At 56.4% G+C, this 13,416-nt stretch carries 10 protein-coding genes and 2 tRNA genes; 2 read left to right on the forward strand and 10 right to left on the reverse strand.

The annotated features are described in order from the left end of the window. Positions 1-54: 54 nt before the first annotated feature. From HMPREF1631_RS05860 to HMPREF1631_RS05900, 9 genes are all read right to left on the reverse strand, one after another. Positions 55-900 (reverse strand): phosphorylcholine transferase LicD, encoded by an 846-nt coding sequence (locus HMPREF1631_RS05860; protein ID WP_034233542.1) that lies wholly within the window; start codon positions 898-900, stop codon positions 55-57. Between the two features lie 174 nt (positions 901-1,074). Continuing rightward, positions 1,075-1,146 (reverse strand) — tRNA-Asn (locus tag HMPREF1631_RS05865). Positions 1,147-1,291: 145 nt separating this feature from the next. Then, complete coding sequence (locus HMPREF1631_RS05870; protein WP_034233543.1) at positions 1,292-1,561, reverse strand: hypothetical protein; 270 nt, start codon at positions 1,559-1,561, stop codon at positions 1,292-1,294. A 49-nt stretch (positions 1,562-1,610) separates the two neighbouring features. Next, a tRNA-Ile gene (locus tag HMPREF1631_RS05875) sits at positions 1,611-1,684 on the reverse strand. 51 nt (positions 1,685-1,735) lie between these two features. Beyond that, positions 1,736-3,718, reverse strand: a complete 1,983-nt coding sequence (gene dnaG, locus HMPREF1631_RS05880) for a DNA primase (RefSeq protein WP_034233545.1) — start codon at positions 3,716-3,718, stop codon at positions 1,736-1,738. A gap of 60 nt (positions 3,719-3,778) precedes the next feature. Continuing rightward, positions 3,779-5,041 (reverse strand): deoxyguanosinetriphosphate triphosphohydrolase, encoded by a 1,263-nt coding sequence (locus HMPREF1631_RS05885; protein WP_034233548.1) that lies wholly within the window; start codon positions 5,039-5,041, stop codon positions 3,779-3,781. Beyond that, on the reverse strand, positions 5,042-6,256 hold the full coding sequence (gene dusB, locus HMPREF1631_RS05890; RefSeq protein WP_034233550.1) for a tRNA dihydrouridine synthase DusB: 1,215 nt from the start codon (positions 6,254-6,256) through the stop codon (positions 5,042-5,044). It lies immediately after the preceding gene. Continuing rightward, positions 6,249-7,445 carry a YibE/F family protein gene (locus tag HMPREF1631_RS05895; RefSeq protein WP_052047180.1) on the reverse strand — a complete coding sequence of 399 codons (1,197 nt, stop codon included), beginning with the start codon at positions 7,443-7,445 and terminating at the stop codon, positions 6,249-6,251. Before HMPREF1631_RS05895 ends, dusB begins: the two co-directional genes overlap by 8 nt. Then, positions 7,445-8,839, reverse strand: a complete 1,395-nt coding sequence (locus tag HMPREF1631_RS05900) for a glycine--tRNA ligase (protein ID WP_034233553.1) — start codon at positions 8,837-8,839, stop codon at positions 7,445-7,447. Before HMPREF1631_RS05900 ends, HMPREF1631_RS05895 begins: the two co-directional genes overlap by 1 nt. A 279-nt stretch (positions 8,840-9,118) precedes the next feature. Between HMPREF1631_RS05900 and HMPREF1631_RS05910 the strand changes: the two genes are divergently transcribed. Both HMPREF1631_RS05910 and HMPREF1631_RS05915 read left to right on the forward strand, forming a co-directional pair. Beyond that, the gene (locus HMPREF1631_RS05910; RefSeq protein WP_034233558.1) at positions 9,119-9,529 is read left to right on the forward strand and encodes a Fur family transcriptional regulator; all 411 of its coding nucleotides are present in this window, start codon (positions 9,119-9,121) and stop codon (positions 9,527-9,529) included. Between the two features lie 7 nt (positions 9,530-9,536). Continuing rightward, positions 9,537-9,797, forward strand: coding sequence for an RNA-binding S4 domain-containing protein (locus HMPREF1631_RS05915; RefSeq protein ID WP_052047181.1), 261 nt, complete (start codon positions 9,537-9,539; stop codon positions 9,795-9,797). Here the strand turns inward: HMPREF1631_RS05915 and dnaE are convergent. Further along, positions 9,784-13,326, reverse strand: a complete 3,543-nt coding sequence (dnaE, locus tag HMPREF1631_RS05920; RefSeq protein WP_034233560.1) for a DNA polymerase III subunit alpha — start codon at positions 13,324-13,326, stop codon at positions 9,784-9,786. The genes HMPREF1631_RS05915 and dnaE overlap by 14 nt on opposite strands. Positions 13,327-13,416: the final 90 nt, after the last annotated feature.

Consider the following 13,416-nt stretch of genomic DNA (forward strand, 5'->3'; position numbering starts at 1 on the left):
CCAATCCAAAAACACCATGCCCGCCTGCCGGCTTTTACACACAGACACGGGCCGTTACCACCGGCCGAAATCCAGACGCGCCGGATAATGGTTCTTCCGCTTCTCCTTGGGCGGAAGCTGCATATAATCACCGTAGAAAACAGACAGATGCCGGTGCAGATTCGCGGGGAAATTAATCATCATTCCCTCAAATTCGAGCTGCTGCAGAGGATAGACATCCTCACGGGACCAGACCGAATCATAAGGCTTCGTATCGCACATAAAAGCAATGCGTTTCCACGGCTCGCCAAAATGCATCCGCCGGGCGGCCTTTTCTTTTGCAATGCATTTTTCCAACGAAATCGGAAGCAGCGAAATCAAAGCTCCCGCGGCATACGTCACGGCTTTTACAATCCGGCCTTTCCATCCGTGATACACGATATACGGACGGGGAATCAGCTTCAGCAGACGCAGATGCGACCAGAACCACGCCCGGCGCGCCTGCCTGCGAAATTCCTTCTCGTTCTCGCTCACCGTGTCCAATGCGTACACATCAAGGAAAATTCCCAGATTAAGGGGCAAATTCCTCAAAGACTCCTCGCAAAACTGCGTTCCCTTCAGCATAATGCGGGACGTGGCAAGGGGATATTTCGGATTTTTCTCCGCATTGATAATTTCATAGCGCTGCGGATACTTCTCCTCAAAAATGGCAAGCACCCTGTCGTAATCCGCCGCAGGAAGACACACGTCAATATCGTCGTCCCACGGAATAAAACCTTTATGGCGCACGGCACCGATACCCGTTCCGGCATAGGCAAAATAAGTGAGATTGTTTTGCGCACACACTTCGGTGAAATCCTTTAGGATCATCAGTTCAAGCTGCTGCACGTGATGAAGCGTCTCCTCATCGTACTCGGTCATGCACACTCCTTCATCCGCGGCGTAAACACAAGTATTATGTTAAACATACACACTCCGTTAATCAATGACAACGCGGCGGAACACTTAGCACACAAAAAGCGGCAGAAACGCGGTGCGCGGACACGGTGTTCTTTGGGCAGCAAAAAACCGGGCCGAAGCCCGGCTGAAATCCGGCTCCCGCGGCTGGATTCGAACCAGCGACCATCCGATTAACAGTCGGACGCTCTGCCACTGAGCTACGCGGGATCGCGACTTAATTACTTTAGCAAAAAATAGTCCCGGTTCAAATTTTCCCGCCTCTTTTCCGCACAATGTGTTTTGATACACAGTTTGCCGCAGGCGCCGGCGCAGCAGCACCGCAGGCGAAAACACAGCCGCGCACGCACCCGTTTTACCCAATCTGCAGAGCGCACGGCCCGCCCGGCGCAGCCGCGCATACACCCACATCCGATACCTGCCGGCTCACCGCGCAGGATGCCGCGTCATGTTTTTGACGCATCTGTTTTCCCGCACAGAAACCCAAAACAGCAAGCAGCAGTCCCAAAATCAGGGCAACGGCAATATAGCGTTTTTGCGTGCGCCCGGCGCGTTCCCTTTCGGATTTTTCCGAATCATTCTCTTTGCATCCGTTGCGGTGCCCGTCGGCATCGGAGGAATCCACGGCAGCCTCCCGAAATAATACACCAATAGCCTGCTTCAATATTCTGCAGTGCCCCCGGCAGGACTTGAACCCGCGACCCTGGAATTATGAGTTCCCTGCTCTAACCATCTGAGCTACGGGGGCGATTATTTTATGCACTTCCTACAATAATGAAAAAAATCCGATTTTCCTAATTCAGAAATCAGTTTCGTCGTATTTGGCCCGTCTCACCCGCAGTTTTTCGATTCTGGCCAGAACTTCCTTCCGTTTCGGATCCTCGGCGGGCAAAAGACGCAGCTGGCTCTGCCCCTCGGCAATCTGGCGTGTGAGAGCCTGACGGATCAAAGATCCCATCACACCGTTCACATAAGCGCCTACCGTCCGCATATCGTCCTGGGCGATCGGTTCTGCGGCAAGCTGCCTGACAGCACCCGTCACAGGCTCCCCCGACGCATTCAGCAGCTGCTGCACATACCATGTATTCGCACGCCGTTCGGCCACATCGCTTTCCACACCGGCATCGGTAAGCTCTTTGAGGTAGCGCAGATATGCCTCTCCTGCGCCTACCGACTGCACGGTATCGCACACATTACGGTGTATCGGCACCGTGAATACCGCGCTCGGAATGCTGCCCGCGTTCGCCTGCTGCGCCAGCAGCGGCATCTGCACCATCACCTGCAGCACGGCACGTTCCACACGCTCGGCAGGATCGGAAATTTGGGAAAACGGTTTCAGCACCGGCTTTTTCTCCCCCTCTTCCGGCGCACAATGATCTTCGGAAGCCGTGATCTCTCTCGGTTCCCCCGCACGCATACGCATTCTGCGCTGCACATTTTCACGGACCACATTCCCGTCCAAATTCAGCCAGCCGGCAACCGTCTGCACATACTGCATCCGCAAAATATCGTCCTTGATTTCCGCCAGCACGGGAACGCAGCGGTACAGGGCGGCCGTTCTTCCCTCCGGAGACGAAAGGGAAATCTGCGAAAGCAGGGAACGCAGAACAAACTCAAACAGCGGTTTGCGGTTCTTCACGAATTCACGCACGGCTTCGTCGCCGTAGTTCAGACGCACCTCACACGGATCCATCCCGTGCGGGGCAACGGCCACATAGGTCTGCACGCCGAAAATACCGTCCTGCCCGTAGGCTTTCAGCGCCGCTTTCTGCCCCGCATTGTCGCCGTCAAATGTGTAGATAATCTCGCCGTTGAGGCCCGATCCGTCGTGCAGTACCGTCCCCGAATCGGGAGTGCGGATATCGCCGATCAGCCGGCGGATAATTTTTGCGTGCTCGCTTCCAAATGCCGTGCCGCAGGTGGCCACCGCATTCGTAATGCCCGCCAAATGCGCCGCCATCACGTCCGTGTAGCCTTCCACAATCACAATCTGCCTACGCCCGGCAATCTCGGCCTTTGCCATATTCAGCCCGTAGAGCACCTGCGATTTTTTGTAGATCGGTGTTTCGGCCGTATTCAGATACTTCGGACCTTCTTCGCTATCATCCGTTTTGCGTGCGCCAAATCCAATCGGATCACCCGTAATCGAATGAATCGGCCACATCAGCCTGCCCCGAAAACGGTCGTACATCCCGCGCGCGGACTGCGTTCCCAAACCGGAGACGGCAATCTCTTTCTCAGTGAAACCTTTTTTCCGCAAAACACCCAAAAGACAGTCCCACTGCGGCAGGGAATACCCGATTTCAAAGCGGTCAATTGCCTCGTCGTCAAAACCCCGGTCGTAAAGCAGCTGCAGCGCCTCTTTTGCCTGCGGCATGCGCAGCTGCCGGCGGTAGAGTTCTTTTGCCACTTTATGGGCATCGACCAGACGCGAGCGCTTCACCCCGCCACGATCACGGTCCTCGGCGCGGCCCTGCTCATACTCTATTTCTATTCCCAGCTTTTCCGCCAAAAGCTCCACTGCCTCAAGAAAAGAAATATTCTCGATGCGTTCGATAAACGAAAAAACATCCCCGCCCTCGCCGCACGCGCCAAAGCAGTGCCATCTGCCGTTGTACGGACTGACCGTAAACGAGGGGGTTTTTTCGTCGTGAAACGGGCACAGTCCTTTCAGGCGATTCGTACCGGCAGGTTTAAGCTGCAGATATTCCCCAACGATTTCGTCGATCCGCGACTGTTCGCGGATCCTGTCAATCACCGATTCTTTGATTCTGCCCGCCATACTTTACATCTCACCTCTGCGCCGATCATACCATTTTCCGATACCCCAAAATGCCGCAGATCAGTTCCGCAGCATTCCGCAGTACCGCGCATGCCACTGCCGCGCAGAATAGTCGGTGAGCGAGGCAATCTGATCGATTATTGCCCGCTGCCGCAGATCCTCGTTTCCCGCCGACCGCCAAAACTGCAAAAACAGCGGTTCGAGACGGGCGCACGGATCTTCGCCAATCGCATCGCAGAGGTCAAAAAGCAGCGTACGCTGTTCGTAGTAAAGCGGTTCGGTTTCCCTGGGAGCCATCACGTAATATACCGCCAGACCTTTAAGAAACATGATCTGAGCTTTGGTCCTGCGCGGAAGCACGATATCTGCGCAATACCGTCTCAGCGGTTCGGGACCGAAGCTTTCCCGCGTGGCGGCGGTCACGGCACGGACGAAGAATCCAATCAGATCCGAGGTGAGATCTTTCAGGCGGGCAAGCGAAACCGCATCACCGGAAAAATTCCGCGGCCAAAATTCGGCAGACAGCAGCTCGCGATACGCGTCAATCAGCGCGTCACCCGAGACTCCGTCGCCATACCACTTCAGGGTGGCCTCAACCACCTTCTCCGGCTCTCCGGCGCGCAGAGCGCCCGGAGTGAAGAGAAAGTCGGGGTTCAGAGCCCCGCGCACAATCGCATCTTCCACATCGTGCACGGAATAGGCAATGTCGTCGGCCAAATCCATAATCTGCGCCTCCACGCAACGGGCATTCCCGTGATTCCCGTGCGCCCAGAGAAACACGGCGCGGTCGTCGGGATACACACCGAATTTCCCGCTTTTGCGCCCCCGCGGACCGGCAAAACGCTCCCACGGATACTTCAGCACCGCGTCGGTGCAGGCACGCGTAAGATTTAACCCCACCGGTTCGCCCGTAGGCGCAAAACGCTTCTGTTCCAAACGCGTAAGCACCCGCAGAGTCTGCGCATTGCCTTCAAAACCGCCGATATCTTCACTCAGCTCGTTTAAGGCACGCTCCCCGTTGTGTCCGAAAGGCGGATGCCCGATGTCGTGGCTCAGGCACGCCGTTTCAACCACATCCGGATCCGCCCCCAGATTTTTCGCCAGCGCCCGGCCTATCTGCGCCACTTCCAGGGAATGCGTGAGACGGGTGCGCACAAAATCATCCGATTCCGGACCAAGAACCTGGGTTTTTGCGCCCAGACGCCGCAGCGCCGAAGAATGCAGCACGCGGGCCAGATCCCGCTCAAAATCCGTTCTGACAGGATCTTTTGCGGCTTCGGGAACAAAACGCCGCCTGTCTTCCGCAAGATACATATCCGCCATTTATCCTCCGCTGATCCCGATTTCCGCTTCTTCAATTTTAGCTTTCTGCCCGGGGGTCAGATAATGGCTGTCCAGCCAGTGTTCCGGCAGATGCGGCTTTTTCTCCCCGCCGGCGCGCCCCCGCGGACCGTCGGCCGCATCCGGATAAGGCTGATCCTCCAGCAGGGAAAGCTGCCCCTGCAGATCGGACAGCGAAGAAACAAGGGCAAGGCTGTGCCTGCACTGTCCGCCAACCGCAAAACCGCGCAGATACCAGCCAATATGCTTGCGCAGCTCACGCAGTGCGCGGTATTCGTTGCCGAAATGCCGCACAGACAGACGGGCGTGTTCCAAAATCACCTGCGAAACTTCTTTCAAAGTGGGACGGTAACGTTTTTCGCTGCCGTAATGCGCGGCCACAAGGTCGTAAAAGATCCACGGCCTGCCCTGACAGCCGCGACCCACCATCACGCCGTCACAGCCCGTTTGGCTCAGCAGCGCGGCGGCATCCCCGGCCCCAAACACGTCTCCGTTGCCGAACACGGGAATCGGCACCGCTTCTTTCAGCTCTTTTATTGCCTCCCACCGGGCTTTGCCCGAATAATACCGGGCAGTCGTCCTGGCATGCAGCGTAAGAGCCGAAATTCCCGCATCTGCCGCTATCTGCGCCGCATCGCGAAACGTTTCATGTTCTTCGTCGATTCCGATTCTGATCTTCGCCGTTACGGGTACGGGCCGGCTCCTGCCTGTTTTATCGCAGGCCGTCGCGCACGCGTCTACCGCTGCCCGGAGAATCTGCCCGAAAAGATCGTGCTTCCACGGCAGGGCCGATCCTCCGCCTTTGCGCGTCACTTTCGGCACGGGACAGCCGAAATTCAGATCTATATGATCCGCATACCCGTGTTCGACCAAAAATCCGACGGCTCCTGCCGTGTTTTTCGGCGTCACCCCGTACACCTGCACCGAACGCACCGGGTCGCGGGGATCGGGGGTAATCATCAGCATCGTTTCCCTGTTTCGTTCCACAACCGCGCGGGCCGTGATCATCTCGCACGTATACAGACCCGATCCCGCCTCCAGACCGTCCGTATGCCCGCAAATCGGCTCCATGCCCATATCCCGCAGGGCCAGATCGGCAAATTCCCGGCACAGACGGCGAAACGGCGGATTCGTCACCCCTGCCATCGGCGCCAAAATTATCGGCGTATGCAGCCTAACCGCACCTACTTTAAGCACCGCGGCACACCTGCTTCGCCGGTGAAACGGGAGCCAGTGCAGCGGCAATCACCGTCGTCAGCGGAATTGCAAGCACCAGACCGACAGAGGCCACCAAAGTCCGCACTATTTCTTCCGCCACTTCGCCTGCCAGGAGAAAATCCGTAAAACCGCGGTCAATCAGCGAAGCCGCCAGAAGCAGCGGCAAAGACGTTCCGATATAGGCGAAGGCAAGCGTATAAACCGTGGAGGCAATATGGTCGCGTCCCACGGTCATTGCCTGCCTGATCAGAGCCGAACGGCTCCCCTGCGGAGCGGCGGCATGCAGCTCCCAGACGGTCGAAACCTGCGTCACGGTAACGTCGTTTAACGCACCCAAACCGGAGAGGATCATTCCCGCGAGCAAAATACTCTGCAAAGACAGACGGGGCAGACGGCCCACGAGCGCAAGAGCGGCCTCGCCATGGGTCCCGGTCAGGTTTGCGGTGTCGATCATCACCCATGCCAGCACGCCCGTAAGGAGCAGGCCGGCAAAAGTGCCCAAAATCGCCGTGGTTGTGCGCACGGAAATTCCATGCGCGAAATAGATGGAGACAAACATCATCGCGCTGCCCGCCACCAGCATTGTCAAAACCGCCGGTTTCCCCGCCAGAAGTGCAGGCAGCAGGAAAAACACCACGACCGCAACAGACGCCGCCAATCCGGCAATCGCGGCAAGTCCTTTCTTCCGCGCCACGGCCAGCACGGCAAGCAGGTACACGGCCAAAAGGATCAGGATCGGGCCCGCCCGGCAGAAGTCGGCAAACAGATACGGCACTCCCGTGTCGAGAGCGTTGGGGGAAAACACGGTTTTTATTCTGTCGCCCACGCTTAAACCGTTTTTCACCACCTCAAGCGGAACGGAGACGGGAACCGGCGTGCCCCGGACTTTCATCTGCACGTCGGTCTGTCCGTTTTTGTCCGGCGTACCGATTTTTGTGACCGTTCCGACCGCAATTCTGCTTCCGGGTTCCAGATACGGCATTTTCTCAATGCCCGTATGCGGCCACAGCAGTACCACACCGATCAGCGTGAGCAACGCCAGCGGAATCGCAATTCCCGCCAGGCACAGCCGCACCCTGCGTCTTTGCCCCGGATTCACACCCGGAGCCAAATGGGTCCGTGTGTGCGGATGCGCCGCGGCCCGCACACCGGCTGCGGTTTCCTCCATCAGCAGCCCGCAAGCCGTGCTGCCAGGAAATCACGGACTTCATCCAGCGAAATCCGTACCTGTTTCATCGTGTCTCTGTCGCGGACGGTAACCGCGTGATCTGAGGGAGAATCGAAATCAAACGTAATACAGTACGGCGTGCCGATTTCGTCCTGACGGCGGTAGCGGCGTCCCACGGCTCCCGCCTCGTCATAGTCCACATTCCAATATCCACGCAGTTCTTTGGCAAGCTCCTGCGCGGGCGCGGTAAGCTCCGGCTTGCGCGACAGCGGCAGCACGGCCGCTTTCACCGGCGCGATACGCGGATCGAGACGCAGAACAACACGCCTGTCCACACCGCCCTTGGTATTGGGCGCTTCGTCTTCGCAGTACGCCTCGACCAAAAATGCCATCATCGACCGCGTCAGACCCGCCGAAGGCTCAATAACGTACGGCGTGTAACGCTCCCCCGTGGCCTGGTCAAAGTATTCGAGTTTCTTCCCCGACGCCTTTGAATGGGAACTCAGATCGAAGTCTGTCCGGTTTGCTATTCCTTCCAGTTCTCCCCACTGCGCGCCCGTGAATCCGAATTTATATTCAATATCCACCGTACGCTTTGAATAATGCGACAGTTTCTCTTTCGGATGCTCGTACAGACGCAGATTTTCGCGCGCAATGCCCAAATCCGTGTACCACTCAAGCCGGGCGTCAATCCAATTCTGATGCCACTTCTCGTCGTCTCCGGGACGGACAAAAAATTCGATCTCCATCTGCTCAAATTCGCGCGTACGGAAAATAAAATTACCGGGCGTGATCTCGTTGCGGAACGATTTGCCTACCTGGCCGATGCCGAAGGGCGGCTTTTTGCGTGTACAGGTGAGGACGTTGGCGAAATTGACAAAAATTCCCTGCGCGGTTTCCGGACGCAGATAGTGCAGACCGGCTTCGTCGTCCACGGGACCGAGATAGGTTTTCAGCAGGCCGGAAAACGGCTTCGATTCCGTCCACTGTCCGCGCGTTCCGCAGTTCGGGCAGGGGATATCGGCAGGATCGACATCTTTTTCCGCAATGTGGTGCCGGGCGGCATATTCTTCCGTCAGCTGGTCTTCACGCAGACGCCTGTGGCAGGACTGACATTCCGTGAGGGGATCGGAAAAAGTGGCCACGTGCCCCGAAGCCACCCACACCTCGCGCGGAAGAATAACGGAAGAGTCCAGGCCGACAACATCGCCGCGGGAAGTCACATTCGTTTTCCACCACTGACGTTTTATGTTTTCCTTCAGTTCGACGCCCAGCGGACCGTAATCCCATGCCGAGCGCGTCCCCCCGTAAATTTCTCCCGCAGGGAACACAAATCCCCGCCGCTTTGCCAGTGAAATCACGTTTTCCAACTTAGACGATGCCTGTTTCGCCATATCTCTGCTCCTTGTCCGATTTACGCCCGCAGGACGTAAATTCTCTGTTCTGCTGCCGGCTGCAGCAGTTTCCGGGCGGTCCCGGGGTTTTCGCAAACCGAATGGCCCGTTATTCTCCATTTTACGAAATAAACCGGGAAAACGAACTTTTCCCCTGCAAAAGCGCACCGGAGATTAGTCACATACCGCAAAGCGCGCCGGGTGCGCATGAATTTTTGCCAAAGAGCAGACAGTTTGCCGGTATACTGAAAGGGAATTCTTTGATTTGCGGAGTTGAGAATGCAGCGAATGACCAGACAGCGCATAGCAATTATTGAATTGCTGCGCAACCAGCAGACTTTTCTGTCCGCGCAGGACATACACGACCTGCTGCGCGAAGGCGGAGTGAATATCGGTTTGGCAACGGTGTACCGAAATCTTCAGGCCATGTATGAGGACCACACCGTAGACACCATCCGTCAGGAGGGTACGGATATCCAGCTCTTCCGCTACTGTGCCGAAGATACGCATCATCATCACCTGGTTTGCCGGTGCTGCGGCAAGACCGTCGATATCAAAGGCGGCGGGTTCGAACAGTGGGCAAGAAAAATCGCCGCGGAAAACGACTTTTCCCGTGTTTCCCATTCTTTCGAACTCTACGGGCAATGCTCCGAATGCATCAATCACGAATCCGGACACACACTGAAATAGGTACGGCATGAAAGACATTGCACTGCGTCTGCCCATTCGTCTCAGCGCTTTTGTGAAACTCTGCGGCGCAGCGGAAAACGGCGGACAGGCAAAAGAACTTATCCGCAGCGGAAACGTAAAAGTAAACGGCAGAACCGAAACACACCCCTCCCATCTGCTGCTGGACGGAGATGCCGTCACGGTGGCGGGTTTGCACGGGGAAGATATTTCACTGCGGGCAGTATCGGCCCAAACCGAAATTCCCAGCGCGGATCTCACCTGCCCATAACGCAGTTTCGCCCCAGAAGTACTTTCAGGTCGCTGAAAAGATAGGGGCTTGGCGCAACAAAAAACTCTTTCCCCAGTTCCACCACCGTTATCCGCTCCGCCTGCCGAATATGCAGCCGCACCGGTGTTCCCCCGGGATACTGGCGGAGCAGCTCGGCAAGTTTTTTCATCAGTGGCGGCACGCACATCCGCTCGGCAACCGTAATATCGAGCGGAAGATCGGAATCCACCGCCGTTGAGGGGACGCTCAGCTCCCGTGCGTTCAGCTGCACGGCACCGTCTCGCAGCGAAACACGCGCTTTGAGCACCACAACCGTGTCCGGAACCAGCATCATGGAAACTTTGCTGTATGTGGCGGGGAAGAAATTGACCTCAATCGATCCGGTCAGGTCTTCTACCGTGGCAGTGGCCCATACACGGGCATTCTTTTTCGATATCTTCGTTTCCACGGCGGAGAGCAGACCGGCAACCACCACTTCCTTTCCGTCGCTGAGCGAATCCGTATCCCCCAGAAAATCCACAATCCGGCAGTCCGCGGCGCGGTTCAGGAATGCCTCCAGGCCGGAAAGGGGATGATCGGACACGTAAAGACCGATCATCTCCCGTTCAAAATTAAGTTTCTTCTTTTTTTCCCACTCCTCGGTCTGCGGAATATTCACCGTGAATCCCGCGCCGCCGTCCGTGGCCGTTTCAAACAGATCAAACTGCCCCACGGCCTCGTTTTTCTTCAGCGACACCACCGAATCGAGCGCTTCTTCGAAAATTTCGGTCAGAGCCCTGCGCGAATGCCCGAAACTGTCGAACGCGCCGGCTTTGATCAGCGCCTCCAGCGAGCGTCTGTTGCATACGGAAAGCGGAACCTTCTTCAGAAAATCGGCGAAAGAGGTAAAAGCACCCTGCGATGCGCGCGCCTGCATGATTCCGTCCACAACCGCATCGCCCACACCGCTCACCGCGGAAAGCCCGATCCTGATTTCCTGCCCGACCGCCCAGTATTCGGAGCGCGATTCATTCACATCCGGCACCAGCACCCTAATGCCCATACGCCGGCACTCCGCCAGATAGGTGGCGGTCTTTGGCTTGTTCTTTTGGTTCGACGCCAGCAGCGCGGCCATAAATTCCGCAGGATAATGCGCTTTCAGATACGCTGTCTGATACGAAACCAGCGCATAGGCCTCGGAATGGGATTTGTTGAAAGCATAGGAAGAAAACGGAACCAAAATCTCCCACAGCGTATCGATGGCGTCCTGAGAATATCCGTTTGCCTTCATCCCCGCGGAAAATCCGGTGAACTGCTGCTGAAGCACTTCCGCTTTTTTCTTTCCCATCGCCTTGCGCAGAATATCGGCCTGCCCCAGAGAGAACCCGGCCAGCTTCTGGGCAATACGCATCACCTGTTCCTGGTAGACGATCAGACCGTAGGTACTTCCCAGAATGTCTTCCAGGGCATGGGCCAGTTCGGGGTGAATCGGTGTTTTTTCCTGCAGTCCGTTCTTCCGCAGAGCGTAATTAATATGCGAATTTGCACCCATCGGCCCCGGACGGTAGAGAGCCGAGACCGCCGAGATGTCGGCAAACGTATCCATTTTCATCTGCCGGAGCAGTGTTCTCATTCCCCCGCCGTCGAGCTGGAAAATACCCAGTGTTTCTCCGCGCGCAAGCATTTCGTAAGTGGTTTTGTCGTCCAGCGCAACGTTGTCTATATCGGGGACGTCTTTCCCGTTTTCGGCGATATTGCGCAGAGTGTCGTTAATCATCGTCAGATTGGAAAGACCCAGAAAGTCCATTTTTATCAGACCGAGTTCTTCGCACTGCGGGTATTCAAACTGCGTAAGAATCGCCCCGTCTTTTGCGTTTTTCATAATCGGAATTACGTCGGTCAGCGGAACGGAAGACATAATCACGGCACAGGCGTGCATTCCGGTCTGCCGTACCAGACCTTCCAAACCGAGAGCCAGCCCAAACACTTTCCGCGCGTCCCCGTCGCCGTCCACCATCGCCCTGAATTCCGTGGCTTCTACGTAACGCGGATATTCCTTGTTGTAAATTTGGTTTACGGGAATATCTTTGCCCATTACCGACGGCGGCATTGCCTTCGTCATCCTGTCGCCCAGCTCAAACGGATATCCCTGCACCCGCGCCGAATCTTTCAGTGCCTGCTTCGCCTTCAGCGTACCGAAAGTCACCACCTGGGAGACTTTGTCTTTCCCGTATTTTTCCTCTACATATTTGATTACTTCCCCACGGCGGCGGTCGTCAAAATCGATATCCAAATCGGGCATCGAAACACGCTCGGGGTTGAGGAACCTTTCAAAAAGAAGATCATGTTTGATCGGGTCAAGCTGCGTAATTCCCAGCGAATAGGCGACCATGGAACCGGCACCCGATCCGCGCCCCGGACCGACGCGGATTCCCTGTTCGCGTGCCCAGCGAATATAATCGCTCACCACCAGAAAATAGCCGGGGAAACCCATCTTCACGATCACGTCCATTTCGTAATCCGCACGTTTGCGCACGTTGTCGGGGATCGTCTCCCCGAAACGGCGGTGCAGTCCCCGCTCCACTTCACGGATAAACCATGAAGTCTCGTCCTCTCCTGCCGGAACGGGAAAAGAGGGCATATAATTTATTCCGTCTGCCGTGGTCGGAAAATTAACGTTGCAACGCTCGGCGATGAGCAGTGTATTTGCGCAGGCCCCGGGGATATCGGCAAACAGTTTTTCCATTTCTTCCGTGGAGCGCAGATAATATCCCTCACCGTCGAATTTGAAACGGTCCGCGTCCAGCAGTGTTGACCCGGAATTGATGCACAGCATCGCATCTTGTACCTGCGCGTCCTCGCGGCGCACATAATGCGAGTCGTTGGTGGCGATGATCGGCGCCCCGATCCTGCCCGCCAGGGCGATAAGGTCTTTTTGCACCCGGCGCTCAATCTCGATTCCGTGATCCATCACTTCCACGAAAAAATTATCTTTGCCGAATATATCCTGCAGTTCGCCGGCAGCCCGCAGTGCCTGTTCCCGCTGACCCAGCCGCAGTCTGGTCTGTATCTCCCCAGAGGGGCAGCCCGCAGTGCCGATCAGTCCCTCATGGTATTTTTCCAGCAGATCGCGGTCCATTCGGGGCCATTTTCCCATCTGCCCTTCCAGCGACGCCAGGGAACCCATGCGAAACAGATTATACATTCCCGTATTGTTTTCGCTCAGCAGAGTCATGTGCGTATATGCTCCGCGCGCCGACACATCATCGGAGCGCTGGGATTCGTTTCCCCACAGCACGCGGGAATGGTCAAATCTGGAAGTGCCGGGCGTCATGTACGCCTCAACACCGATAATCGGTTTTACGCCCGCCGCTTTGGCCGCTTTCCAAAACTCAAATGCGCCGAAAAGATAGCCGTGATCGGTGATTGCCGCCGCGGACTGTTTCTGTGCCGCAACCTCGGCCACCAATTTGGATATTTTCGCGGCTCCGTCAAGCAGTGAATAATCCGTGTGTACGTGCAGATGCGCAAAATCCCGATTCGAAGCCATGCAACCATTGTACAAACACACCGGCGCAAATGTGCCCTTATTCCCTGCTTTGAAAAGTGCAAAAGATTACCCCGCGCACCGGTGGGGAAC

This window comes from Arcanobacterium sp. S3PF19, from assembly GCF_000758825.1.
Taxonomy (GTDB): domain Bacteria; phylum Actinomycetota; class Actinomycetes; order Actinomycetales; family Actinomycetaceae; genus Arcanobacterium_A.